General features: G+C 71.4%; 22 protein-coding genes and 1 riboswitch. Of the genes, 7 read left to right on the top strand and 15 right to left on the bottom strand.

Annotation, left to right across the window (positions count from 1 at the left end; genetic code table 11):
* Window positions 1-40: 40 nt before the first annotated feature.
* The 4 genes from ABZ721_RS15450 to thiC all read right to left on the bottom strand — a co-directional run bounded on the left by ABZ721_RS15450 (window position 41) and on the right by thiC (window position 5,788).
* A complete protein-coding gene (locus tag ABZ721_RS15450; RefSeq protein WP_358789221.1) occupies window positions 41-1,015 on the bottom strand; it encodes a WD40 repeat domain-containing protein in 975 nt (324 codons plus the stop codon).
* A gap of 74 nt (window positions 1,016-1,089) precedes the next feature.
* Window positions 1,090-2,391, bottom strand: coding sequence for a hypothetical protein (locus tag ABZ721_RS15445; RefSeq protein ID WP_358789123.1), 1,302 nt, complete (start codon window positions 2,389-2,391; stop codon window positions 1,090-1,092).
* A gap of 189 nt (window positions 2,392-2,580) precedes the next feature.
* On the bottom strand, window positions 2,581-3,849 hold the full coding sequence (locus tag ABZ721_RS15440; RefSeq protein ID WP_358789122.1) for a DUF4241 domain-containing protein: 1,269 nt from the start codon (window positions 3,847-3,849) through the stop codon (window positions 2,581-2,583).
* Window positions 3,850-3,970: 121 nt separating this feature from the next.
* Window positions 3,971-5,788, bottom strand: a complete 1,818-nt coding sequence (gene thiC, locus ABZ721_RS15435) for a phosphomethylpyrimidine synthase ThiC (RefSeq protein WP_358789121.1) — start codon at window positions 5,786-5,788, stop codon at window positions 3,971-3,973.
* Window positions 5,782-5,894: riboswitch (TPP riboswitch) on the bottom strand. Its footprint overlaps the gene before it by 7 nt.
* Window positions 5,895-6,084: 190 nt before the next feature.
* Here thiC and ABZ721_RS15430 point away from each other — a divergent pair.
* Complete coding sequence (locus ABZ721_RS15430) at window positions 6,085-7,479, top strand: YibE/F family protein (protein WP_358789120.1); 1,395 nt, start codon at window positions 6,085-6,087, stop codon at window positions 7,477-7,479.
* Window positions 7,480-7,567: 88 nt separating this feature from the next.
* Here ABZ721_RS15430 and ABZ721_RS15425 read toward each other — a convergent pair whose 3' ends face one another.
* On the bottom strand, window positions 7,568-7,786 hold the full coding sequence (locus tag ABZ721_RS15425) for a DUF5326 family protein (RefSeq protein ID WP_358789119.1): 219 nt from the start codon (window positions 7,784-7,786) through the stop codon (window positions 7,568-7,570).
* Window positions 7,787-8,041: 255 nt separating this feature from the next.
* Window positions 8,042-8,359, bottom strand: a complete 318-nt coding sequence (locus ABZ721_RS15420) for a cupin domain-containing protein (RefSeq protein WP_358789118.1) — start codon at window positions 8,357-8,359, stop codon at window positions 8,042-8,044.
* A gap of 58 nt (window positions 8,360-8,417) precedes the next feature.
* On the opposite strand from ABZ721_RS15420, the gene ABZ721_RS15415 reads away from it, so the two are divergent.
* The 4 genes from ABZ721_RS15415 (at window position 8,418) to ABZ721_RS15400 (ending at window position 11,984) form a co-directional block, all read left to right on the top strand.
* The gene (locus ABZ721_RS15415) at window positions 8,418-8,795 is read left to right on the top strand and encodes a phage holin family protein (RefSeq protein WP_277439089.1); all 378 of its coding nucleotides are present in this window, start codon (window positions 8,418-8,420) and stop codon (window positions 8,793-8,795) included.
* A gap of 170 nt (window positions 8,796-8,965) precedes the next feature.
* The gene (locus ABZ721_RS15410) at window positions 8,966-10,192 is read left to right on the top strand and encodes a cystathionine gamma-lyase (protein ID WP_358789117.1); all 1,227 of its coding nucleotides are present in this window, start codon (window positions 8,966-8,968) and stop codon (window positions 10,190-10,192) included.
* Between the two features lie 211 nt (window positions 10,193-10,403).
* Window positions 10,404-11,303 carry a LysR family transcriptional regulator gene (locus ABZ721_RS15405; RefSeq protein ID WP_358789116.1) on the top strand — a complete coding sequence of 300 codons (900 nt, stop codon included), beginning with the start codon at window positions 10,404-10,406 and terminating at the stop codon, window positions 11,301-11,303.
* Between the two features lie 171 nt (window positions 11,304-11,474).
* On the top strand, window positions 11,475-11,984 hold the full coding sequence (locus tag ABZ721_RS15400) for an NUDIX hydrolase (RefSeq protein ID WP_358789115.1): 510 nt from the start codon (window positions 11,475-11,477) through the stop codon (window positions 11,982-11,984).
* A 34-nt stretch (window positions 11,985-12,018) separates the two neighbouring features.
* Here ABZ721_RS15400 and ABZ721_RS15395 read toward each other — a convergent pair whose 3' ends face one another.
* The 5 genes from ABZ721_RS15395 to ABZ721_RS15375 form a co-directional block, all read right to left on the bottom strand.
* Window positions 12,019-12,900, bottom strand: a complete 882-nt coding sequence (locus ABZ721_RS15395) for a pyridoxamine 5'-phosphate oxidase family protein (RefSeq protein WP_358789114.1) — start codon at window positions 12,898-12,900, stop codon at window positions 12,019-12,021.
* A 37-nt stretch (window positions 12,901-12,937) separates the two neighbouring features.
* Window positions 12,938-14,398: a globin domain-containing protein gene (locus ABZ721_RS15390; RefSeq protein WP_358789113.1), complete on the bottom strand. Its 1,461-nt coding sequence runs from the start codon at window positions 14,396-14,398 to the stop codon at window positions 12,938-12,940.
* Between the two features lie 324 nt (window positions 14,399-14,722).
* Window positions 14,723-15,367 carry a haloacid dehalogenase-like hydrolase gene (locus ABZ721_RS15385; protein WP_358789112.1) on the bottom strand — a complete coding sequence of 215 codons (645 nt, stop codon included), beginning with the start codon at window positions 15,365-15,367 and terminating at the stop codon, window positions 14,723-14,725.
* A gap of 225 nt (window positions 15,368-15,592) precedes the next feature.
* The gene (locus ABZ721_RS15380; RefSeq protein WP_358789111.1) at window positions 15,593-16,342 is read right to left on the bottom strand and encodes a DUF4097 family beta strand repeat-containing protein; all 750 of its coding nucleotides are present in this window, start codon (window positions 16,340-16,342) and stop codon (window positions 15,593-15,595) included.
* A 110-nt stretch (window positions 16,343-16,452) separates the two neighbouring features.
* Window positions 16,453-17,892 (bottom strand): serine hydrolase domain-containing protein, encoded by a 1,440-nt coding sequence (locus tag ABZ721_RS15375; RefSeq protein WP_358789110.1) that lies wholly within the window; start codon window positions 17,890-17,892, stop codon window positions 16,453-16,455.
* 97 nt (window positions 17,893-17,989) lie between these two features.
* Here ABZ721_RS15375 and ABZ721_RS15370 point away from each other — a divergent pair, with 97 nt between their 5' ends.
* Complete coding sequence (locus ABZ721_RS15370) at window positions 17,990-18,814, top strand: MerR family transcriptional regulator (protein ID WP_358789109.1); 825 nt, start codon at window positions 17,990-17,992, stop codon at window positions 18,812-18,814.
* Window positions 18,815-18,913: 99 nt separating this feature from the next.
* Here ABZ721_RS15370 and dnaB read toward each other — a convergent pair whose 3' ends face one another.
* Window positions 18,914-20,416 (bottom strand): replicative DNA helicase, encoded by a 1,503-nt coding sequence (gene dnaB / locus ABZ721_RS15365; protein WP_358789108.1) that lies wholly within the window; start codon window positions 20,414-20,416, stop codon window positions 18,914-18,916.
* Between the two features lie 422 nt (window positions 20,417-20,838).
* On the opposite strand from dnaB, the gene ABZ721_RS15360 reads away from it, so the two are divergent.
* A complete protein-coding gene (locus tag ABZ721_RS15360) occupies window positions 20,839-22,206 on the top strand; it encodes an MATE family efflux transporter (RefSeq protein ID WP_358789107.1) in 1,368 nt (455 codons plus the stop codon).
* Here the strand turns inward: ABZ721_RS15360 and ABZ721_RS15355 are convergent.
* Genes ABZ721_RS15355 through ABZ721_RS15345 form a run of 3 tightly spaced genes read right to left on the bottom strand, consistent with a single transcriptional unit; the run spans window position 22,184 to window position 24,869 of the window.
* Window positions 22,184-23,281, bottom strand: a complete 1,098-nt coding sequence (locus ABZ721_RS15355; protein WP_358789106.1) for a hypothetical protein — start codon at window positions 23,279-23,281, stop codon at window positions 22,184-22,186. The two genes, ABZ721_RS15360 and ABZ721_RS15355, sit on opposite strands and share 23 nt — an antisense overlap.
* Complete coding sequence (locus ABZ721_RS15350; RefSeq protein WP_358789105.1) at window positions 23,278-24,393, bottom strand: hypothetical protein; 1,116 nt, start codon at window positions 24,391-24,393, stop codon at window positions 23,278-23,280. The genes ABZ721_RS15355 and ABZ721_RS15350 overlap by 4 nt, the downstream gene beginning before the upstream one ends.
* Window positions 24,390-24,869: a DUF4188 domain-containing protein gene (locus ABZ721_RS15345; RefSeq protein WP_358789104.1), complete on the bottom strand. Its 480-nt coding sequence runs from the start codon at window positions 24,867-24,869 to the stop codon at window positions 24,390-24,392. Before ABZ721_RS15345 ends, ABZ721_RS15350 begins: the two co-directional genes overlap by 4 nt.

The following is a 24,869-nucleotide window of genomic DNA, read 5'->3' as shown; positions in this document are numbered from 1 at the left end:
GTGGATTTCCATCCCACCGGGGCCTCACGCGTGTGCGCGCTCAGCGTCCCGGGAGATCGATGACCGCGATGCCGTCCGGCTGGGCGACGGCCAGCCGGGAACCGTCGGGGTGCAGGGCCACGACAGGCGTCGGGATGTGGGTGGCCCCGAAGCTGTCCTCCCTGAGGGACACCTCCACGGCGGGCCACTCCGCCACCACGGCCCCCGTCGCGACCTCGACCAGCCGCGGGTGCCCGTGCAGCGACACCACCGTCTCGCCCCGGGCGACCAGCGTGCCGAGGCTGAAGTCGACGCTGTTCCGGCAGAGCCACCGGCCCGCCGACAGCGACCACACGCCCAACTGCCGGGTCCGCCCCTCCGTCGAGACGGCCAGACGGTCCCCGTCGAGCCAGCAGGCCGCCCGCACCTCGTCGTCGATGCCACCGTCCGCGGGCAGCACGCCCTGGCCGTCGAGCACGGCGGAGTCCGCCAGCGCGTCGTCCAGGTCGAACACCTCGACGATCCCGTACGGATGCCACAACCAGCCGGCCGACATGAGGTACCTGCCACCAGGACTCACCGCCAGCCGGGAGTGGAAGACGTCCCGGGGCCGGCGCACACCGTGGGTGAGCCGCTTGCCCGTCTCCAGGTCGTCGATCTCCAGGGTGCCGCGCTCCCGCGGGCAGTGCACCAGAACCTCACGGCCGTCCCGCAGCGCCCCGAGCGCCACGGGATAGTCGAAGTCCTCGGCGATCTCGTCATCGCGCTCCAGCTCCCGGACCAGCTGATCGCCCTCGAGCAGCAGCGCCTCGGTGCCGCGCTCGGCGTAGACGACGGTGAAGCGGCCGGACGGGGAGACGATCCCCCGGTCGAACGGGTAGTCATGAATGAACGAGGAGGGACGCTCCACCCCATCGGCCCCCCACCGGCGCCCGCCCCCGACCACGTCGAGCAGCTCATCGCCGTCCCACACCAGAGACTCGACCTCAGCCGTCGCCTCCCAGAACCGCCGGCCCGACGCACCCCCCACATCCATCACACCCAAAACCGTACGAGCCCCACCACCCCGCACCAACCCATTTTCCAGCGACGGCGGGCGGCAGACCGTCGCTACACCGACCCCGCGACGTACACGCTCTGCGAGGTGGCCGACTGGAAGACCTCGCCTCCGGCGAATACCGCCCGGTAGGAGCCGCCCGCGCTCCGGTCGACATCCGCGGCGAACGCGTAGCCCCTGCCGTCCCAGAACGCCTCGTTCGTGGCGACGGTCGTCCACTCGGTCCCGTCGGGCGAGTACTGGACGTCGACGAGGATCGTGCTCGGGTTCGACCCGTCGGGAAAGTTCATGAGTCCCTCGGCGTGGACCTGGCCGGTCTCCGAGCGCCCTGCGGTGAAGGCCGTGAACTGCGCGCCGGCGTGCACACGCACGACGGTGCTCGTGCCCGTCGACGCCTGGAGGAACGGGTCGCCGTTGGTGTTCAGCGCCAGCTGGAAGTACCCGGCCCGCCACGGCGTGTACTCCATGGTGAACGTGCCGTCCTCGGCTGTGGTGAACCCGCCCACCTCGTCCGTCTGGTACTCATCGGCACCGAAGAGGACACCGCCGGACTTCCCTGCGAGCGGGACCCATCCGCCGGCAGTCTTCTGCTCGACGGCGACGCTCAGCTTGACGGACTGGCCGGAGTTGACGTCGGTCCTGTCGACCGTCGCTGTGAAACGCGTGGGAGTCTGCTCGACACCGATCTGCACAGGCTCCGACGATCCGTACAACACGGTTGGGGTACCGCCATCCATGCGGAAGACGGCCTGGATCTGGGCGGCATTGTCCAGTCGCACCGAGGTGCGGAACCGGCCGTGCGCATCGGTGGACACGGTGGCCTGGGGCCAATAGTCGACTTCGATGTCAACCTTGCGTGCCGCCAGGGGCTTGACCTCACGCGTGGGCCACCGTCCGTACAGCGTCCCCTTCACCTCTACATCGCGGTGGTCGCGGTCGATCGAGCTGCGGTCGACGCTCAGCGGTCCCACCTGGGGGACAACGAAGTAGGAGAGGATTCCGGCCGACTGTCGCAGCACGTGAGCGCCGTCAGCGTCCGTCACCTCCACGTCGATGCGATAGCTGCCGATCGTTCGCAGTTTCAGCGGCTTCCTGCTGCGCCAGACGCCGTCCTCGGGCGTACCGGAGAAGAGCCGGAGGTCCTTGAACCGAACGTCGGCCACCTCCGACTGGTTGACGTCCGAGGTCAGATGCGCCGTGATCTCCCTGACGTCGACTCCGGAGCGCGCGCTGATCTCCAAGGTCCCGTAGTCGCCCTGCACGCTTCCCGCGTAGCGGACCTCCAGCTGATCGGAAGCGTGCGAGACCGCCGCCCCACCAAGGCCGAGCGCGGCCGCCGCTGTCGCAACCGTCACCCCCCTGCAGATTCTTCTCAACAACATCCTTGGTCCCCACCCTGTTGAACGAAATTGAGCCGCGCCCTTGAGGCGACTCGAAGATGATCTTTATACAGTCCGTCAGATACGGGCGCACCGGCATTCCGAGCGCCGCGCCCGCCCCTCCCGGGAGCGGCCCGGGCCCCCTCCGCCGCGGACCTTAGGTGCTCACAGGACCACCAGGTCGGGAAGGAAATCGCGCACGACGACCACAGACACGAGCTCTCCGGAGCCCGAGCGCCCCAGCCAGACCGGGAACGTCCCGTCCCCGCTGGTGTAGAACGACACCAGGTCGGTGCCACTGGCCTCGTGAGAAGTGCGTATGTATGCCTCGCCGATGCTCTCTCCCTCGTCGTCGTGGCCGTCCACGAGGAAGCGCCGGTACTTGCCCGCGAGCAGGTCCCATTCCGAGGCGTCGGCGAAGCATCCTGCGGCGCTGTCGGTGTCGAATCCGAAGAACTCGCCCTCGCGCAGCAGCCGGGCATCATCGCCGTCGGCGAGCGCCAGTTCCCAGGAGACCGGCGGCTCCCCGTCGATCAGCAGACGGATGGCCACCTCCTCCTCGACCGGGAAGCGCTGGTCCTCGTACTCCCCCTCGTACGCGACCACGGCGGTCTGCAGCGGGTACACACCGGGCGGTATCCGCTCCGACAGCTCACGGCAGGCCGTCCGGCCCCTCGTGAGGGGATCAGTGACGGCAAGCCTGCCGCTGGGGACCCGCAGTGCCGCGATGTCCCGGAGCGCTCCGACCGTCATCTCGGGCTGGTGCCGCGTCGCGAGGCGTGTTCCGGGCTCGAAGAGCTCACGCAGGTGGACCGGCTGCGCCGGGCGCGGCGGCACCCAGGGAGCGGGAGCGCTTGGCGGCGGTTCGGGCACCGCCTCGGAGGCGTCCTGGTACGTGACGTCCCGATCGACCAGCGACGGATGCGAAAAGAGCAGGCTCCCTCCGCCGCGGACACCGAAACCCGCTCTGCCGCGCCAGCGGTCCGCTGCGGTTACGTCGGCAGGAGTATGACGCGCCGAGCCCAGATCTCCCTGGGGTTCGGACACGGTGCGGCCGGTGCTGTCGGGGGAGAGCTCCGTCCTGGTGCGCCATACATCCCGCGCGAACTCGGCCTGCGCCGGGGAGTCGTAACGCCACTCGGCGAGATGACGAAGGAACAGACGCTCCGGTTCGAGCAACCGCCAGTCCGCCTCCCGGGTCCGGCGCCCGTGATCGTCGTACGCCCACCCACCCACGTAGTGGTCGCCCCAGGCCACCAACTGCGCCTCGACCGGCGCCTTCCGGCCCTCGAGCCGGTAGACCAGCGCATAGGGCGTCCCCGCGAGATCCCGCGCCTCCGCCTCGGACCGCGAGAGCGGCCCCATAGCGGTGGCGGAGGACAGATCCCACCCCTCCGCGTACGACACCGTCACCATGCCCGCCTCGCCACCCACTGCCGTGCCCCCTCACACCTGGCAGCCCCCTGCCACGGCCTTTGAGCGAACCGTAACGGGTGGGTGTGACATGCGACGGCGGTGCCCGCGGCCATAGCCACGGGCACCGCCGTCGGGCAGGTCAGTCGGCCAGCGGCAGGTAGACGCGGTTGCCGCTTGCCGCGAACTCCTCGGACTTCTGGCGCATGCCGGCCTCCGGGTCCAGGAGGAGGTCTCCGGCGTGCTCCTTGCGGATGTTCTGGCTGATCTTCATCGAGCAGAACTTGGGGCCGCACATGGAGCAGAAGTGCGCGGTCTTGGCGCCGTCCGCCGGCAGGGTCTCATCGTGGAAGTCACGGGCGGTGTCCGGGTCCATCGCCAGGTTGAACTGGTCCTCCCAGCGGAACTCGAAGCGGGCGTCCGACAGTGCGTCGTCCCAGTCCTGGGCCCCCGGGTGGCCCTTGGCCAGGTCCGCCGCGTGGGCCGCGATCTTGTACGTGATGACGCCCGTCTTGACGTCGTCGCGGTTGGGCAGGCCCAGGTGCTCCTTGGGCGTGACGTAGCAGAGCATCGCGGTGCCCCACCAGGCGATCATCGCGGCGCCGATGCCCGACGTGATGTGGTCGTAGGCGGGGGCGACGTCGGTGGTCAGCGGGCCGAGCGTGTAGAACGGCGCCTCCTCGCAGATCTCCTGCTGGAGGTCGATGTTCTCCTTGATCTTGTGCATCGGGACGTGCCCGGGGCCCTCGATCATGGTCTGCACGTTGTGCCGCTTGGCGATGGTGTTCAGCTCGCCCAGCGTGCGCAGCTCCGCGAACTGCGCCTCGTCGTTGGCGTCGGCGATGGAGCCGGGGCGCAGGCCGTCGCCGAGCGAGTACGTGACGTCGTAGGAGGCGAGGATGTCGCAGAGCTCCTCGAAGTTCTCGTAGAGGAACGACTCCTTGTGGTGCGCGAGGCACCACGCGGCCATGATCGAGCCGCCGCGCGAGACGATGCCGGTCTTGCGGCGGGCGGTGAGCGGGACGTACCGCAGCAGCACGCCGGCGTGCACCGTCATGTAGTCGACGCCCTGCTCGGCCTGCTCGATGACGGTGTCCCGGTAGACGTCCCAGGTCAGCTCCTCGGCCTTGCCGTCGACCTTCTCCAGCGCCTGGTAGAGGGGGACGGTGCCGATGGGCACGGGGGAGTTGCGCAGCACCCACTCGCGGGTGGTGTGGATGTTGCGGCCGGTGGACAGGTCCATGACGGTGTCGGCGCCCCACTTGGTGGCCCACGTCATCTTGTCCACCTCCTCCTCGATCGAGGAGGTGACCGCGGAGTTGCCGATGTTGGCGTTGACCTTCACCAGGAACCGCTTGCCGATGATCATCGGCTCGATCTCCGGGTGGTTCACGTTCATCGGCATGACGGCCCGGCCTGCCGCGATCTCCTCACGCACCACCTCGGGGGAGACGTTCTCGCGGATCGCGATGTACTCCATCTCCGGGGTGATGTCGCCGCGGCGGGCGTACGCGAGCTGCGTCACCGCCTGCCCGTCCCGCCCCCTGCGGGGCGTCCGGGGGCGGCCGGGGAAGACCGCGTCGAGGTTGCGCAGGCCGCCGCGGGGGGAGGTGTGCTTGATCCCGTCGTCCTCGGGGCGGACCGGGCGGCCCGCGTACTCCTCGGTGTCGCCGCGCCCGATGATCCAGTTCTCGCGCAGCGGCGCCAGGCCGCGGCGGACGTCGGTGGTGACGTTCGGATCGGTGTACGGCCCCGACGTGTCGTACAGCGTCACGTCACGGCCGGTGGTGAGGTGCACCTGGCGCACGGGGACCTGGATGTCCGGCCTGGAGCCGGTCAGGTAGCCCTTGTGCCAGCCGGGCTCGCGCTTCCCCGAAGCGGCGGGCCGCGCCGCCGAGACGGGCTTGTCCGCCGAAACGGGCTGAACGGAGACAGGCATGCGTGCATCCTGCGTGGTCATGAGACCCAACTCCCTACGCCGGCATTACCCGGTAACAGGTTCAGCGGTCGGCGCAGAGATTCAGCGCCCTCTCAGCCCGGTGCTCCGAGCTCCCGCGATTGCAAAGGTGCCCCCACGGTAGCGGTTGCGTACGAACGCACACCAGGGGGTCTTGCGATGATCGATCCGTGGACACCCCCCAGACGCCGCCCCCCGCCCACCCGCACGCCCCCGGCCCCCCGCAAACCCACGGCTCATCCCACGGCTCATCCCATGGCTCGTCCCGCGGCCCATCGCACGGCCAGCCGCATGGCCAGGTGCATGACCAGGCGCACGGCCACTCCCACGGTCACTCGCACGGCCACGGTCCCGTGCCGCCGGTCTCGAAGCACCTGCGGAAGGTCGTCGCGGCGGTGCTGGTGCCGTTCGCCGCCGCGGTGCTCGTCGGGCTGGTCGTGCTGTGGCCGGGCGGGGTGCCGCAGCACGCGCACACCGGCGTCGGGTTCGACCAGCAGACGCAGCAGGCGCGGGTCACCCGGATCGACGACATCGCCTGCGCCGAGGCGAACGGCAGCACGGGAAGCGGCCCGGAAGCCGGAGCACCGTCACCGCCGGCCCCCGGTTCCCCCGGCTCTCCAGGCTCCCCCGACCCGCAGGAACGCTGCGACAAGGCGACCATCGAGGTCACGACCGGCAAGGACAAGGGCCGGACGTTCATCGAGATCGTGCACCCTGATCAGACCCGCCGCTACACGGTGGGCCAGGGCGTCGTGGTGGCGTACGCCCCCAACGCCCCGAAGGAGCTGCAGTACGCGGTGACGGACGTCGACCGCGGGTTCCCGCTGGCCCTGCTGGCCGGGATCTTCGCGCTCGCCGTCATCGCCGTCGGCCGGCTGCGCGGTCTGATGGCCCTGGTCGCACTGGTCATCAGCTTCGCGATCCTGACGCTGTTCATCCTCCCGGCGATCCTGCACGGCCACGATCCGCTGCTGGTGGCGGTCATCGGCGGCAGCGCGATCATGCTGATCGCGCTCTACATGTGCCACGGGCTCAACGCCCGGACGTCGGTGGCCGTCATCGGCACGCTCTGCTCGCTGTTCCTGATCGGGATCCTCGGCTCCGTCTTCATCTCCTGGGCGCACCTGACGGGCAACACCTCGGACGAGACGGGGCTCGTCCACGTCCTCTACCCGGGGATCGAGATCAAGGGGCTGCTGCTGGCCGGCGTCATCATCGGCTCGCTCGGCGTCCTGGACGACGTGACGGTCACGCAGACCGCGGCGGTGTGGGAGCTGAAGGACGCCGACCCCGGCGCGAGCTGGCGCAAGCTCTACGGCGCCGGCATGCGGATCGGCCGGGACCACATCGCGTCCGTGGTGAACACGCTGGTGATGGCGTACGCAGGTGCGGCGCTGCCGCTCCTGCTGCTGTTCTCGGTGGCGCGCAGCGGGGTGCTGCGGGTCGCCGGCAGCGAGCTGGTGGCGGAGGAGATCGTCCGGACGCTCGTCGGCAGTATCGGCCTCGTCGCGTCGGTCCCCCTGACGACCCTGCTGGCGGCGCTCGTTGTCAGTGCCGACCGGCAGGATGCGAGGGCGGGCAAGCCGGGTGCGGGCGGACCGAGTACCGGTACACCGGGTGCGGGAACGTCCGCAGTGGGGAAGACGCCCGCGCCGAGGAGCGGTGGCGGCGGCCGTCGGCGCCGGGGGAAGTAGCGGTGGGGGCGGGGCGCGTCATCGCGCCGCACCGCCCCCGCCCCGGCGCCCAGCGGGCGCGTCGTACGGGCTCCGGCCCCCCGGGGACCTACCAGTCACGGTGCGAGGAGGACGAGGACCCCGAGGTGAACTTCTTCACCAGGAAGATCAACCCGCCGACCAGCGCGGCGAAGACCAGCACCTTGAACAGCAGACCGATGACGAAGCCGATCAGGCTCATGATCAGGCCGCCGAAGACGACGAGAGCGATCACCGGGATCGCCACCCACTTGATCCACCAGGGCAGACCCTTGACCAGCTCTTCCATGACTGTTTCCCTCCAGGTTCCTTCGTTGACCTCGTGCTTCGACTCTAGAGCCGGGGAGGGGGTCGGCGGAGGGGTGGCAGACCCGATCCTTCCCTGACCGTTCCCCTACGGAGCCTCGGGGTCGGAACCCTCACTCGGGGTTCCGCATCCGGTGCTCAGGCGGTCCGGCTTCCCCGATCCGGAGCCCAGCCGCCGGCCCGCCGGAGCCCAGCCGCCGGCCCTCCGGCGCTCAGCCGCCCTCCCGCGCTCACGCGCTCACGCCTCCGGCGGAGAGAACACCACCATGACCCGCAGGTCCTCCGTCACGTGGTGGAAGCGGTGCGCCACCCCGGCCGGCACGTACACGACACTGCCCCGTGCCACCGTGGTCGTCTCCTCCCCCACGGTGATCGCCGCCCGGCCGCTCACCACCAGGTAGATCTCGTCCTGCTGGTGCGGCGCCTGCGTGTCGAGCTCCCCGGCCTGCAAGGCGTACAGGCCCGCCGACATGTTCCGCTCCCGCAGGAAGCTGAGATAGGCCCCGTTGTTGGCGGCCCGCTCCGCCTCCAGGTCGTCCAGCCGGAACACCCTCATCGCAGCTCTCCCTCGTCGCATCTCTTGCTCGGACGATCAGTTCTGCCACGATCACACCATGAAGAATTTCGTCGTCAAGACGCTCGCCAACGCCGGGGCCCTCGGTGTGGCCATCTGGCTGGTCAAGAACATCACCCTCACCGGCGACGACACGTGGCACAAGGTGCTCACCGTCATCCTGGTCGCCGTGGTCTTCGGCCTGGTGAACTGGCTGGTCAAGCCGGTCGTCAAGCTGCTGTCCTTCCCGCTGTTCATCCTCACCCTCGGCCTGATCACGCTGGTCGTGAACGCGCTGATGCTGCTGCTGACCTCCTGGCTGGCGGGCAAGCTCAGCCTCGACTTCCACGTCGAGGGCTTCTGGGCGGCGCTGCTCGGCGGCCTGATCATCAGCATCGTCTCCTGGGCGCTGAACATGCTCCTGCCCGACGAGGACTGAGCCGTGGCGTTACCCGCGCCGGCGGGGGCCGGACCCGCAGGATCGGGCCCCCGCTCCGGATCGGGTTGACTGGACCCGCGCACCCGCACGAACCACGTGCGACCCCCCGCAGGACCCACGTGCGACCCACGTGCGAACGTGGCGGCGACCCAGTCCCCCAGGAGGCACCGATGGCCGAGTACGACCGCGACGAGATCGCCGACGCCCCCGAAGGCGGCTCTGCGGGCGGCAGCACAGCAGGAGGCGGCACAGCGGGAGGCGGCACCGCGGGCGAGAGCACCGCGGGCGAGAGCACCCGCAGCGTGCACGCCGGGCGCCCGCCCGCCCGGCCGTACGAGCCGTCCCTGCCCGGCCCCGCCTTCGTCTCGCACTTCCACCTGCCCGGCGAAGCGACGGGCCCGTACACCTACGGCCGGGACCAGAACCCGACCTGGACCCTGCTGGAGCAGGCGATCTCCGAGCTGGAGTCCCCCGGCGACCCGACGGCCAGGACCACCGTCTTCGCCTCGGGCATGGCCGCCGTCTCCGCCGTGCTCCTGTCGCAGCTGAGCGCGGGCGACATCGTCGTCCTGCCCTCCGACTGCTACCAGGCGACCCGGAGCCTCCAGGCGCGGCTGGAGTCGTACGGGGTCACCGTGCGGCTCGCGCCGACCCGCGACGACGCGCAGTTGGAGGCGCTGGAGGGCGCGCGGCTGCTGTGGGTGGAGACGCCGTCCAACCCCGGCCTCGACATCTGCGACATCCGCCGGCTCGCCGACGCCGCGCACGCGGCCGGCGCCCTCGTCGCCGTCGACAACACCCTGGCCTCCCCGCTGGGCCAGCGCCCGCTCGACCTGGGCGCCGACTTCTCGGTCGCCAGCGGCACCAAGGCGCTGACCGGCCACGGCGACCTGCTGCTCGGCTACGTGACGACCCGCGACCCGGAGCTGGCCGCGCAGACCGTGCTGTGGCGCAAGACTGTCGGCGCCATCCCCGGCCCGATGGAGGCCTGGCTCGCGCACCGCTCCCTGGCCACCCTCTCGCTGCGCGTGGACCGGCAGGCCGCCAACGCCCTCGCGCTGGCCACCGCCCTCGCCGAGCGCCCGGAGGTGACCGATCTGCGCCACCCCGGCCTGTCCACCGACCCGGCGCACGCACTCGCCGCCGCCCAGATGCGCCGGTTCGGCAGCGTCGTCTCCTTCACGCTGCCCGACCAGGAGCACGCCGAGCGCTTCCTCGCCGCGCTGCGGATCACCGTCGAGGCGACGAGCTTCGGGAGCGTCCAGTGCACGGCCGAGCGCCGGGCCCGCTGGGGCGGCGACGCGGTCGCGCCCGGTTTCATCCGGTTCTCGGTGGGCGTGGAGGACGCGGGCGACATCGTCGACGACGTCACCCGCGCCCTGGACGCCGCCAAGTAGGGCCTCTACGCATATATGCACGGAGCCCTACGCAGAATGGGCGGTTCGAGCCTCCCCCCTCGTGGCTCGAACCGCCCTGGCGCAACGCGCGAAGATGCGCTCGAACAAGGCTAGTTGACTCTGCGTCAGTGTCCAATCACAGTACTTGGTACTACCTATCGATAAATTTATACTTGACGTATCGTCAGGTTCTGGCTGTGAGGAGACCCCGGTGGACCTGGCTCTCCTGCGCACCTTCGTCACCGTCCACCGGGCCGGCTCGTTCACCCGCGCCGCCCAGCTCCTGGGCCTGTCCCAGCCCGCCGTCACCGGCCAGATCCGCACGCTCGAACGCCAGGTCGGCCGCCCGCTCTTCCTGCGGCTGCCCCGCGGCGTCGCCCCCACCACCGTCGGCGACGAACTCGCCCACAAGGTCGCCCCGCACCTCGACGCGCTGCTGGAGATCACCGCGGCGGCCCCCGACGAGGACGGCCCCGGCGCCCACAGCCTGCACCTGGCGGGCCCGCCCGAGTTCACCGCGCTGCGCATCCTGCCCGCTCTGGCGCCGCTGGTCGCCGACGGGCTGCACCTGCGGGTCTCGCTCAGCGGCGACGACGAGGCGCTGGCGGGGCTCGCCGCGGGCCACCACGACCTGGCCGTCGTCAGCGTGCAGCCCCGCGACCGGCTGATAGCGGCCGTGCCGCTGTGGGACGAGGAGTACGCCCTGGTCGCCGCGCCCCGGTGGCGGGAGCGGACCGGCGGCCCGCACGGGGTGCGCGACCACGGCCCGCAACTGCTCGACGACCTGCCCGTCGTGACCTGCGACGAGGAGTGCCGGCTGCTCTCCCAGTACTGGTCGGCCGTCTTCGACGCCCGGCCCACCCGGAACCCCGCGATCGTCGTCCCCGACCTGCGTGCCGTCCTGGACTGCGTGCGCGGCGGCGTCGGGCTGGCCGTCCTGCCCCGCTACCTGTGCGCGGACGCGCTCGCGGCCGGCGAGATCACGCTGCTGCTCGAACCACCGGTGCCCCCGCTGCGCACCTACTTCCTGGCGACCCGGGCCGGCACCCTCGCGCTGCCGCACCTCGCGCGGGCCCACGAACGGCTGCTGACCGCCGCGCAGGGCTGGTAGCGCGGCCTTTCGAGGCGGCCCCGGCGAGGCGGTGGCGGGGTGATGGCGGGCCGACGGCGGGACGGCTGCGGGCCGGCTGCGGGCGCCCGTGGCGCGGCAACGGGAACCGAGTGCTCCGATTCACCGCTCCCGGAGCGTTTGTCGATCCTTGTGCCGCGGCAGATCTCAACCATGCCCCAGGAGAACGAAGCTCCGGCCGAAGTCCCGGCCACCCGCCCGGTGGTCAAGCGCACCGCCCGGGCGATCCTGATCGACGGCGACTGCATGGTCCTCATCAAGCGCACCAAGCCCGGCCTCGCCCCCTACTGGATCACTCCGGGCGGCGGCGTGGAGGACGACGACCTCTCGGTCGTCGACGCCCTCCACCGTGAAGTGGACGAGGAGCTGGGAGCCAAGATCACCGACGTGGTCCCGGCCTTCGTCGACAGCGTCGAGCACATCGCGGACGGCGCCCACGGCGTGAAGGTGCAGTACTTCTTCGCGTGCCGGCTCTCCTCGATGGACCTGGCCCTCCGGCACGGCCCCGAGATGGACGACCCGTGCGGCACGTACGACGTCGTCCGCGTGCCCTTCACCCGGGTCGGGCTGGCCTCGGTCGAGGTGGTGCCGCTGACGTTGCGGCACTACCTCGACGCGAACATCGAAGGCGTGCTGGGCCTGATCGGCCCGGACCTGGGCTGACCTGGGCCGACCGGCCCTGCCCTGGGCCGAGAGGTCAGCTCACCTGCCGGGGGAACCAGCCGCGGAACCAGCCCCCGAGCCGGGCGCCGGGCCGCTCCAGCGCGTGCTGCGCGGCCTGCGCTGATGACGGTGCGGGCTGCGCGGAACGTCCGGGCTGCGCGGACGGTCCGGACGCCGCCCCCGTCCTGTGAACGGGCTCGGGCACCGGCACGGAAGCCGGCCCGCCCCGCACGGGCACCGCCGCGGGAACGTCCGGCACGGAGACCGGCGCGTCCGGCACGGAGCCCCGCACCGCAGGCACGGAGCCCCGCATCGCCCCCTGACGTTCCGGGCGGCGTTCGGCGGCCGCGCCGAAGTGGTCGCCGCCCTTGCGGCGTACGTCGTCGGTGCCCCACGGGCGCCCGCCACCCGTGGCGGAACCTTTCTGCAGAGGCGCTGCGACCAGTCGCGGAATGTGCTTCGAGCAGTGGATGTAGGCCTCCTCGACCTCCACCTCGACCCACATCTGCGGACGCCGCCCGGGTACCGGATCCTCCGGCAGGTCCGGGTGCTCCGCGCGCATCCGCTCGTCCGGGACCAGCAGCGCGCGGCCGTTGACGTGCAGCCCGATCCGGTCCCGCGCGAAGTCGATCAGCAGGATCCCGACGTGCGGGTTCTCGCGGATGTTGCCGAGCGAGGCCATGACACCGTTGCCCCGGTACTCGGGGTACGCCAGCCTCCGGTCGTCGAGGACCCGTACGAAGCCGGGCGGTCCCGCCCGGAACGTGCTGTCGCACTCCCCGCGCCGGTCCGCCGTGGACAGGAAGAACAACTCCTGCTGCGCGACGAACTCCCGCATCCTCGAGTTGAGCCGGTCCCGCACCTGGTCGTCGTAGAACCGGTCGGCGCGTGCGCCCGTGCCGAGTTCCGTCTGCATCAGGTGCTCACCGTCGCTGCCTGGTCGCTCCGGTTGGCTAGTCACCCGCCGCCACAAGTTCCTCCAGTGCGTCGTGCCGTATGCGGTGCGAGGGCATGCCGCCGCCTACGAGTGCGTCCATGCTGCTGCGGATCATTCCGGGCGGGCCCGAGAGATAGGCGTCGTACCGCTCCCACGGGCCGTACTGCCGCACGATGTCCGGCAGCGGCCCCGACAGGCTGCCGGCCGGGGTGTCGGCGACCACCGGCCGCACGGAGAGCCAGGGGTGCTCGTCCCGCAGCCGCAGCATCGTGTCGAGGTCGTACAGGTCGTGGTCGTGGCGCGCGCCGTAGAAGACCTCGACCGAGCGCTTGCGGCCGTGCTCCACGACGTCCTCGACCAGCGCCTTGATCGGCGCGATGCCGGTACCGCCGCCGACGCACAGCAGTCCGCTGTCCGTCGTGTGGTCGATGACCATCGAGCCGGCCGGCGGGCCGAGCCGGATGACGTCGCCCGGCCGCGCGCGGTGCACCAGCGCGTTGCTCACCCAGCCGGCCGGGACCGCCTTGACGTGGAAGGAGAGCAGGCCGTCAGAGCGGGGCGCCGACGCGAAGGAGTAGTGCCGCCACACCCGGGGCCACCAGGGCGTCTCGAGCGACGTGTACTGGCCGGCGAGGAACGGGTACGGCTGGTCGGGCCGTACGGTCACCACGGCGATGTCCGGGGTGCGCGGCTCGTGCGAGACGATCTCGGCCTGCCACCACGGCGGCGCGCGCCGCTCGTCGGCGGCGGCCGCGTCGATCATCACCTGCGAGATCACCGTGTAGGCGCGTACCCACGCGGCCTCGGTCAGCGGGTCCCAGACGGCCGCGGCGTACCGGGTGAGCGCCCCGATCAGGGCCTCGCCGACCGCCGGGTAGTGCTCGGGGCGCGTGCCGTACTTGCGGTGGCCGCGGCCCAGGTTGGACAGGTACTCGACCAGGTACTCGGTGTTGTCGATGTTGTCGGCCGCGGTGAGCAGCGCTTTCAGGATCCGGTCGCGCTGGGCGTCCATGGCGGCGGGGAAGAGCTCCCGCAGCTCGGGGTGCCGGATGAACAGCAGGGCGTAGAAGTAGCTGGTGGTCCGGTCGGCGACCGGGCCGATCTCCTCCATGGTCCGCCGGATCAGCAGCGCGTCCGGCGAGGCCGCGGATGTCTGCGCGGCCTGCTGGGTGGAGGGGTGCGCCGCTCCGGGCGCGGGGTCCGGGTCCGGATCCGTCAGATAGGCGGGGGTGGACTCCGGGGCTGCCGGCGGCACGGTATCCGGCGGCCGGCCCGCCCGTTCCTCCGCCTCGTCCTGGGCTCGCTGCTTGCGGGTTGCGGCCCTGCCGACCGGCCTTATCGCGGCGGGGGACCTGCTGGGTATCTCGGATTCACCGCCTTCCGCCGTTTCCTCCCGGGCCTCGGGTTCACGTTCCGGCGGTGTGAACCAACCCCGGTTCGGATCCGTCTCGGCCGAGTTGGTGGTCAGAGCGTCCATCGTGAGCTTCGCCTCGAACTTCCCCGGTCGATTTCCCGACGTGTGTCACGCGTGGTGGGGTGCGAGCGTGTCACGCAGGGGCGGCGCATCGGACAATTAGCCGGAAGCACAGGAAACAGGGATGCATTCAGGTTAGGATGCGTCGGCTTACGGCGGTGGTCCGAGGCGCTCGAACGGAGTCGACCATACCCGGAACCCGCTGTTCAGCAACCCCAGTTGGCCGATTAGTCCTGGCACGTTGGCCGAACGCCGTGACCCTTCCCACACATTCGCGGAATTCGGTTTGCGCAACGTCATCGGGGTAGCAGAGGTGGCCTCAATCGGTCATCCGCGGTCGAATTCATTCACCAGCTCGAAAGCCTCGCGCAAGTCGCGACCGGTATAGGCATGAGTAGCCAGATCCCGTACATAGTGGTCACCATTTACCGCCACCGACGTCGGCACCACCCCGAAGAGCGCCGCGTCCGACAGCGAATCCCCATAAGCCACGCAGTCCGCCCGCGTCACCCCGTACTGGGCGCAGAGTTCATCGGCGATGCCCACCTTCGACTCGGGCACCAGGATCCCCGCCAGATCGAGCACCGCCTCGGGTGCGAAGGGCACGGGCGGGAAGACTGACGAGCGCGCCTCATGGACGCCCCACGCCGTCAGCCGGCGGACGAAGAAGTCCGGCGACAGGGAGATCACCGCACAGTGCTCACCGCGATCGGTGATCTCCGTCCAGACCTCGCGTATGCCGTCCAGCCACGGGGCGCCCTCGAAAGCGGCCTGCAGCCGCTCCTCCGTCAGCGTCGCCCACAGGGCGTACACCCGCTCCGCGAACCCCGGCGGGTCCAGCGTGCCGCGGATCAGCCCGAGCTCCAGCTCCTTGATCTCCTCGACCATGTCCAGCTCCCGGGCCAGTTCCATGCTCGCCGAGGAGCCGTGCATCAACGTGCCGTCCATGTCGAAAAGGTGCAGCCGTGCCACGCGGGCGTCTCCTTCGTGCTTCGCCGGCCCCGCCTCTGCGGGGAGTACGTTCCCAGCGTGCGACCAGGAGCATCGATCGAGCCACCCGTTTTGCGCGGCAGGCCACCGTACGCGGACCCGCTCCCGCGATGTTCCACGTGGAACATCGCGGGCGGGGACCTTCGTCGCCCCCGTTATCGCCCCGCGTCGCCGCCCCCGTCACCGCTCCCCCTGCCGAGGGCCGGGTCAGGCCCCCGACCGGCTGAGCGTGACGTCGCCGGAGCCCGTCTTCACCTGGATGCGGGCGGTGGCCGACGGGTCGGTCGGCACCGTCACGTGTTCGTCACCCGAGCCCGTGCTGACATCGGTCGCGTACGGGCCGCCGGGCACGTGGACGACGACGTCACCCGACGAGGCCTTGACCGCAAGCTTCTGCGGCGGCTTGGCGAACGTCAGCTGGATCTCGCCCGACGAGGCGGTCGCGCTGACGTCGGATCCGCCGAGTCCGGTGGCGGTCAGATCACCCGAACCGGCCACCGTCGTCAGCGCGCCCGGGATCCCGGCGACGTCCAGGTCGCCCGACCCCGTCTTCAGGTTCGCCGACGCCACTCCCTGCACGTCCACGTCGCCGCTGCCGGTGCTCACCTTCACGCTCACCCCGGCGGGCACCGTCAGCTCGTAGTCGATCGAGCAGTCGTCGCACCCGTCGGTGAACGTCAGCCGGCCGTTCTCGACCTTCTGGCCGGGCGTCGGCTTGGTGTCGCCGTCGTAGTGCACGGTCCGGTGGATGGTGACGCCGCCGCCCGTGCCCGGCCGGATACGGACGTCTCCGCTCCCGGTGCCCACCTCGACGGCACTGACCTGGCCCGCGACCTTCGCGTCGTCCACGGCCTTGTGCTCCCTGCCGGCGTGGAAGCTCACCCCGTCGCATCCCGTCAGCGCGGCTCCCAGGACCACGGCGGACACGAGCAGTACGGCGGAACGCTTGGCTGTCATCACAGTCTCCCCGATCGCCGGAACCCTCGTCCGACGCTCCGCAGCCAACGTATGATCCGCCGTCACTCCGGCCCATCCGGACATCAGGTCTCTTGGTAGGGGTGCTAGCACTACCTCCAGCCGTCGGGGTCCACGCCTCCCGGCACGTCCGCGTCCGGGTCGTAGGGCTCCCGGGTGAACACGAAGGAGCCCAGGTCGAGATGGCGCACCTCGCCGTCGTCGCCGCGCACCACCCGCAGCGTCTCGCCCGCGTAGTAGCCGTCGAGGCCGGTCCAGGTGCCGTCGGGCTCCGCCCTGAACCGGGCGCCGCGGCCCCGCCCGTTCAACGCCGCCAGCTCGATGTCGCGCTCCGCCTCCAGCCGCAGCACGAACGGGTTGGTGCCCCAGTACCAGGGCCCGGTGAGCGCCAGCAGGGCCGGATCCGCCGACGACCGGGGGCGCCACGGGGCGGGGAAGCGCGGCTCGTTCTCCGCCACGATCGCCACCAGGTCGGCCGCCGCGGTGGCGACCTGCGGCCCGGAGGTGACGTTGGTCAGCACCACCGCGCCCACGCCGTCCTCGACGCTCACCCACAGCGCCGCCAGGAAGCCCGGCATGGACCCGGTGTGCCCCGCCAGCAGCCGGCCGTCACGGCGCAGCAGCTGCACGCCCAGCCCGTAGCCGGCGTCCCAGTCCGGCGCCGGCGCCGCGGCCGGGGTGCGCATCTCGGCGACGGACGCCGCGCTGAGCACCCGTTCGTCACCTGCGGCCAGGAACGCCGCCCAGCGGCACAGGTCGTCCGCCGTGGACCACAGCTGGCCGGCCGGCGCCATCAGCCCGGTGTCGTGCAGCGGCTCCGGCTGCATCACGTCGGCCCACGGGTGCACCGCCCAGCCGCCCGCGTGCGGGGCCTGGGGCAGCAGCGACGTCCGCGCCATGCCCAGCGGCTCCAGCACCTCGGCACGCAGGACGTCGCCCCAGGCCCTGCCCCGCACCTTCTCCACCAGGGCGCCCAGCAGCGCGTACCCGGGGTTGGAGTAGTGGTGGACGCGGCCGACCGGATGCTTCAGCGGAGCCGTGCCGAGCACGTCGGCCGGCTCCGGCCGCAGCTCGCCCGCCGTGCGCTCCCACCACGGGCCGGGCGTCTCCGCCGCCAGTCCTGAGGTGTGCGCGAGGAGTTGGGCGATCGTCGCCCCGCCGGGCACGGTGCCGGGCAGGTGCCGTTCGACCGGGTCCGTGAGGTCCAGCAGGCCCTCGTCCCGCAGCCGCATGACCAGCACCGCCACGAAGCCCTTGGTCAGCGACCCGATCCGGTACTGGGTGTCCCCGTCGGGGCCGTGCCCCTCCATCATGCTGCGGCCGCTCGTCCAGACCGTGGCCCCGTCCCGCACCACCGCACCCACCATCGACGGCGTCCGGCCCTCGGACTGTGCTCGGGCGAGCCGGTGCAGCAGTGCGCGCCGGGTGGCGGGGAGCAGTTCCCCGGCGACGGGGACGGCGGTGGCCGGCACGGGGGTGGACGGGGCAGCGGCTTCGGACGGTGCCGCGGGCGGTTCAGGAGTCTCGGACATGCGGACAGCCTCGCAGAGGCGGCGCCGATCCCTCCGCACGTTTTCGGCGGTCGCGCTTGACTCTCACACTGTGTGAGGACCTGCACTGGGAGACGTCATGTTCACCATCGGAGACTTCGCCAAGCACGGCCGGGTATCGGTCCGCATGCTGCACCACTACGACGCGATCGGGCTGCTGCGGCCCGCCCGCGTCGACCCCGCCAGCGGCTACCGCTTCTACGAAGCCGGTCAGCTGTCCCGGCTCAACCGCGTCATCGCCCTCAAGGACCTCGGCTTCAGCCTCGAACAGGTGCGGTCGATCCTGGACGAGCGGGTGAGCGCCGAGCAGTTGCGCGGCATGCTGCGGCTGCGCCGGGCAGAGCTGGAGGAGGCCATGGCGGCGGCCGCCGCCCGGCTGACCCATGTCGAGGCGAGGCTCCGAACCATCGAAAGTGAGGGACGTATGTCTGCCGACGACGTCGTGGTCAAACGCATCCCGGCGGTCCGGGTGGCCGAACTGACCAGCACAGCGGCCGGTTTCGGGCCCGAGCACATCGGACCGGTGATCACTCCGCTCTACGCCGAGCTGAGCCGCCGGCTGGAGGCCGCGGGCGTGGCCGTCACCGGGCCGGGGGTCGCCTACTACGAGGACGCGCCCCAGGGCGACGGTGCGATCACCGTCCACGCGGGGCTGACCGTCGCCATCGCCCCGGGGGCCGGTCACGACTTCGCTGTCGTGGACCTGCCGGAGATCGGGAGCGCCGCCACGATCGTGCACCGCGGATCCATGGAGAACATCGTCTCGACGGCCCAGACACTGGGCCGTTGGATCGACTCCGCGGGCGCCCGCTCCACCGGCTACGCCCGTGAGCTCTACCTCGAGTGCCCGGAGGACCACGACCAGTGGGTCACCGAGTTGCAGGAGCCCATCGCCCAGGACTGACCCTCCCGGACCGGGTGGACCCGGTGCCCCGGAGCGGCGCGAACCGCCCCTCCGGGGCACCGGGGACGGCCCCTGCGGCCCTGAGGCCCCCGGGAGCCCTCAGGTCTGCGCCATGTCCACGAAGCGCGAGTAGTGGCCCTGGAAGGCGACGGTGATCGTCGCGGTGGGGCCGTTACGGTGCTTGGCGACGATCAGGTCGGCCTCGCCCGCGCGCGGGGACTCCTTCTCGTAGGCGTCCTCGCGGTGCAGCAGGATCACCATGTCGGCGTCCTGCTCGATGGAGCCGGACTCACGGAGGTCGGAGACCATCGGCTTCTTGTCCGTGCGCTGCTCGGGACCACGGTTCAGCTGGGAGAGCGCGATGACGGGGACTTCGAGCTCCTTGGCCAGCAGCTTGAGGTTTCGCGACATGTCCGACACCTCCTGCTGGCGGCTCTCGGGGCGCCGGGAGCCGCCGGACTGCATCAGCTGCAGGTAGTCGATGACGACCAGCCGCAGATCATTGCGCTGCTTGAGCCGGCGGCACTTGGCGCGGATCTCCATCATCGACAGGTTCGGCGAGTCGTCGATGAACAGGGGCGCCGCCGAGACGTCCGGCATCCGCCGGGCGAGCCGCGTCCAGTCCTCGTCGGTCATGCTGCCCGAGCGCATGTGGTGCAGCGCGACGCGCGCCTCCGCCGACAGCAGGCGCATCGCGATCTCGTTGCGGCCCATTTCGAGGGAGAACACGACGCTGGGCATGCCGCTGCCGATCGAGCAGGCGCGGGCGAAGTCCAGCGCCAGGGTCGACTTACCCATGGCGGGGCGGGCCGCGATGACGATCATCTGGCCGGGGTGCAGGCCGTTCGTCAGCGAGTCCAGGTCCGTGAACCCGGTGGGGACGCCCGACATCCCGCCGCTGCGGGAGCCGATCGCCTCGATCTCGTCGAGGGCGCCCTCCATGATGTCGGAGAGCGGGAGGTAGTCCTCGGACGTGCGCTGCTCGGTGACCGCGTAGATCTCCGCCTGGGCGGAGTTGACGATCTCGTCCACGTCGCCGTCGGCCGCGTATCCCATCTGGGTGATGCGGGTGCCGGCCTCGACGAGGCGGCGCAGCACGGCGCGCTCGTGCACGATCTCGGCGTAGTACTCGGCGTTGGCCGCCGTCGGGACCGCGTTGACCAGGGTGTGGAGGTACGGGGCGCCGCCGACGCGGGTGATCTCGCCGCGCTTGACGAGTTCGGCGGCGGTGGTGATGGGGTCGGCCGGCTCGCCCCGGGCGTACAGGTCGAGGATGGCCGTGTAGATGGTCTCGTGCGCCGGACGGTAGAAGTCCTGGCCCTTGAGCACCTCGACGACATCGGCGATGGCGTCCTTGGACAGCAGCATGCCGCCGAGGACGGACTGCTCGGCGTCGAGGTCCTGCGGGGGGACGCGTTCGAACCCGCCGCCGCCCTCGGACCAGTTGCCGCGGTCGTCGCCGTCGTCCTTCTTGTTGCGCTTGCCGCCGCCGCCCTGGCCGGAGCGGAAGTGCGTGACCGGCAGCCGGTCGCCGGGACCGCTGTCGGGGGGGAACGGCGGTTCGTCCCCCCAGTGGTCGTCCGCGGGTTCGGGTTGGGTCACCCCGCCACCTCCTCCGTCCGACCTGGCGCCATGCCATGCGTCTCTTTCTTACGCCACGGCTCTGACAATTGAGACACCCGGCGCCTCGTGCGGCGCGTCGGGCAGGGGGCTCACGGTAGGGCCACGGAGACCGTTGGCCAAGACGGTTATCCACAGGCCCTGTGGACGGAGGCACCCAACCTGTGGAGAAGCCGCCTGAACCTGTGTACAGGCCTTGGGAAAGCGCTGTGGACAAACACACAATCAGCCGAGCTGAACCGCCCTGACCTGCGGTTTCAGCATCCTCAGGCTGTGCAGAAGAAAAACTTTCGCCGTTGGGCCAAGATCGCGACAAACCACGCGGAGGAGATCACTCTGCGCAGTCGTCCGTAATAGTCCTCTGGCCCTTGCAGGTATTACTTGTGGATGATTATCCTGAGGCCGTGAATCCGGTCTCCCAGTCCCCTCAGAGCAGCCGCCCCGCCCCACTCTCGAAGGAGACCAGGCGGCGGCACGACCGGGAGATCATCGCACTCGCCCTGCCCGCTTTCGGCGCACTCGTCGCCGAACCGCTCTTCGTCATGGTCGACAGCGCCGTCGTGGGCCACCTCGGCACCGCGCAGCTGGCCGGGCTCGGCGTCGCGGCCGCCCTGCTGACCACCGCCGTCAACATCTTCGTCTTCCTCGCCTACGCCACCACCGCCGCCGTGGCCCGCCGGGTCGGCGCGGGCGACCTCCCGGGCGCCATCCGCCAGGGCATGGACGGCATCTGGCTCGCCCTGCTGCTCGGCGCGGTCGTGATCGCCGTCGTCGTACCCACCGCCCCGGCGATCATCGACCTCTTCGGAGCCTCCGACACCGCGGCACCGTACGCCGTCACCTACCTGCGGATCAGCGCGTTCGGCATCCCCGCCATGCTCGCCGTTCTCGCCGCCACCGGCGTGCTGCGCGGCCTCCAGGACACCAGGACCCCGCTCTACGTGGCCATCGGCGGCTTCACCGCCAACGCGGGACTCAACGCGGCACTGGTCTACGGCGCGGGGCTGGGCATCGCCGGCTCCGCCTGGGGCACGGTCATCGCCCAGAACGGCATGGCCGCGGTGTACCTGTTCGTCGTCGTCCGCGGGGCCCGCCGGCACGGCGCGTCGCTGCGCCCGGACGCCGCCGGGATCCGGGCCTGCGCCCAGGCGGGCGTTCCGCTGCTGATCCGCACCCTGAGCCTGCGGGCGGTCCTGCTGATCGCCACCGCCGTGGCTGCCGGCATGGGCGACACCGAGATCGCCGCCCACCAGATCACGCTCACGCTCTGGTCGCTGCTGGCCTTCGCCCTCGATGCCATCGCCATCGCCGGGCAGGCCATCATCGGCCGCTATCTGGGCGCCGACGACCCTGCGGGCGCCCGCGCCGCCTGCCGTCGGATGGTGCAGTGGGGCATCGCCTCCGGCGTGCTGCTGGGGCTGCTGGTGGTCGCGAGCCGCCCGCTGGTCGCGACGCTCTTCACCTCCGACCCGGCCGTCCGCAACTCCCTCATGCCGGTCCTGCTGGTGGTCGCCCTCGGCCAGCCGGTCTCCGGCATCGTCTTCATCCTGGACGGTGTCCTGATGGGCGCCGGCGACGGGCCCTACCTCGCCTGGTCGATGCTCGGCACGCTGGCCGTCTTCGCCCCCGCCGCGCTCGCGGTGCCGGCCCTGGGGGGCGGCCTCACCGCCCTGTGGTGGGCCATGACGCTGATGATGGTGACCCGGCTCGTCGCGCTCCAACTGCGGGTCCGCTCGGGCCGCTGGGTCGTCACCGGGGCGGTACGGGCGTAGCCGCCCTCCTCGGTGCGCGGGACACGGGGGCGGAGCGCCGGGACCGTTTCGCCGGGACGGCGATCCGCGCCGACCGTACGGACGGACCGGTGGGACGGCCCGCGCGGAAGACGGCGAGCGGCCGCTCGCGCCCTCCCAGCCGCCGGGCCAGCTCCTGCTCGGTCAGGGGGCAGTCGAGAAGCTGGCTCAGCGGATGCACGGCGATGCCCCGCTCCGCGAGGGCGTACCAGACCCGCACGAGCTCCTGTCCGGCCCGGACGAGAGCGGCGGGCGTGGTGGTCGTACCGGTGGCGGGCGTACCGGTGGCGGACGTGTCGGCCCCGGCAGCCGTGGTGAGGACCAGCACGCTGCCCTCGTAGCGCAGCAGCCCGCTCTGGGAGCCCGCGAGCAGGCGGGCCAGCCCGAGGCGCCGCAGCACCCCGTAGACGGCCGGTGCGAGCACCATGCGCAGCCCCAGGGCCTCGGCGCGCGACATGTCCAGGGCCTCGTACGTCAGGCCGTCGGCCGCGTAGCGCGGGTGGCTCCTGCTCAGCCGCAGCCAGGTGCGCAGTTCCCGCACCACCGGCGGGGTGCCGAAGAGCCAGCGGTCGGCGCGCACCGCGAGGCCCGCGAGCTCGCGAGCGGGCACCTCCACCAGGCGGGTCCCTTCCAGCCCGGCCTGGGCAGCGTCCAGGTCCGCCGCCGTGAGCCGTCCCCCGGTGTGGCCGCCCCGCGCGCAGCCGCGCAGTTCGACGGTCCGCGCGCTGAAGGGCGTCGCGTACAGCTCGGGTGCCGGCAGCAGCCGGGCCGCCGTGCGCCGCTCCTCGTCCACCGTGATCTCCGCCCGTATCGCGAGCCCGGCGTCGGCGGCCACGATCAGGCAGGTCTCCACGAAGGCGCCGAGGGACAGGAACAGGTCCCGCCGGCCGGGGTCGCCGTCGGGCAGTTCCCGGGCCGGGTCCCAGCCCACTTCGACGGCGTCGTTGTCGTAGCGCAGCACCCAGGGCTGGGTGTTGTGCGCGCTCGGCGCGCGGCGGCACAGCTCCTCACGCTCGCGCAGTACCGCCGTCCAGTGGACCGAGTCCCGGTTGCTCACCGCATTGGCCTCTCGTAGAAGGTGTAGCCGTGCAGAGGGCGTCCGCCGGCGCGCCGGTACTGCGCGGCCGACGCGGCGTTCCCGTGCTCGACGAAAGTGCTGCGCAACGTCCGGTAGCCACCGCTGCGCAGATTCCGGTGCAGTTCACGGGCGAGGAGCGTCAGATAGCCCTTCCCCTGGTGACCCGGCACCGTTCCCTTGATGATCAGTACCGCCTCGTCGCGGTACCGGCCGCGGGTGGCGAGCAGCCGCAGTTGCTGCGGGAGCCCCATCCGGCCGCGTGCCGCCATGACGAAGTGCGAGATGTCGGGGACGGCGAGCACGAACGCCACGGGCTCGCCCTCCGCCGTCAGGTAGAGCAGCAGTTGCTCGTCGAGCAGGTGGGCCAGCCCGTCCGTCTGGGCGGCGAGGTCGGCCGCGGAGATGTGGGTGTAGTAGCCGAGTTGCGCGAAGGAGGCGTTGAGCATCGAGCGCAGCAACGGCAGTTGCTGCGCCAGCTCGCGCCGCGAGCCGTGGTGGATGCGCAGCCCCTCGGCCGCGACGCGGCTGTCGTCGAAGAGGAACGCCTCGTCCGGGTCGACGGCGCCGGGGCCGTCGAGGTCCGCGCAGATCCAGGTGTCGGCGGCGAACCTCCGGGCGAAGCCGTGCTGTTCGTACGCGGCCGGGTAGTAGGCCGGGTTCCAGGCGGAGTCGATGAACCCGCGGTCGCCGAACCCCGAGGTGATGACGCCACCCGACTGGTTGGGCAGCAGGCTCACCGGTCCGAACGCCACGTCCGTCCCCGCGCCGGCCCGCTCCGCGAGCGCGAAGAGCTCCCCGGCCACGTCCTCCCCGACGTCCTGCGGGTCGGCGAACTCGGTGAGTCCGAAGAGCTGGGCGCGCTTGCCGATCCTGCTGTCGAACCCGGGCCTGCGGTGCAGGCAGATCCGCCCGACGGGCGTGCCCGCCGCGTCGCGGGCGACATGGAGCTCGGTGGCCCCCTCCCGGTACCACGTGCGGATCTGGGGCTCCAGGGTCGGCACGTAGCGGTCGCGCGGGTGGATGCGCAGCGGTAGCTCGCAGAACTCCCGCAGCTCGCTCCGCCCGCTGACCCGGGTGACGGTGACGGTCATGACGTGCGCCGCTCGTGTCGCACGTGCCGGACGGGGCGCGGTGCGCGTCCCGCGGCGAGCTCGGTGCTCAGCGGCTCGAAGGTGTCGACGTGGGAGAGGAGCCCGTCCTCGGCCCGCCAGACGCCGTTGGTGTACCCGGCCGCGTCCGCGGTGTAGATGCGGATCCAGCCGCCGGTCGCCCGGCCCTTCCCCTCGTCCGTCAGCCAGCACATGAGCTCGTGGTGGGCCTTGCCGCGGGCGAACTTCAGCAGCTCGTCGCGGTCGGCGAAGAAGGCGATCGTGCCGAGGGTGAAGGGGAACCGCCAGTACACCTTGTGCCAGACGTAGCCCTTCATCCGCTTCATCTCGCGGACCATCCGCAGGTAGCCGGGGCCCAGCGCGATGATCGCGCGCAGCCCCGAGTAGCGGGTGGCGCCGACGAACATCGCACCCGCCTGCCCGGGTGCCGGGGTGAGCGAGAAGTCGGTACTGCGCAT

The organism is Streptomyces sp. NPDC006733 (genome assembly GCF_040636125.1).
Taxonomy (GTDB): domain Bacteria; phylum Actinomycetota; class Actinomycetes; order Streptomycetales; family Streptomycetaceae; genus Actinacidiphila.
Note: the sequence above shows the minus strand (reverse complement) of the source record. Positions and strands in the feature narration are given on the sequence as shown.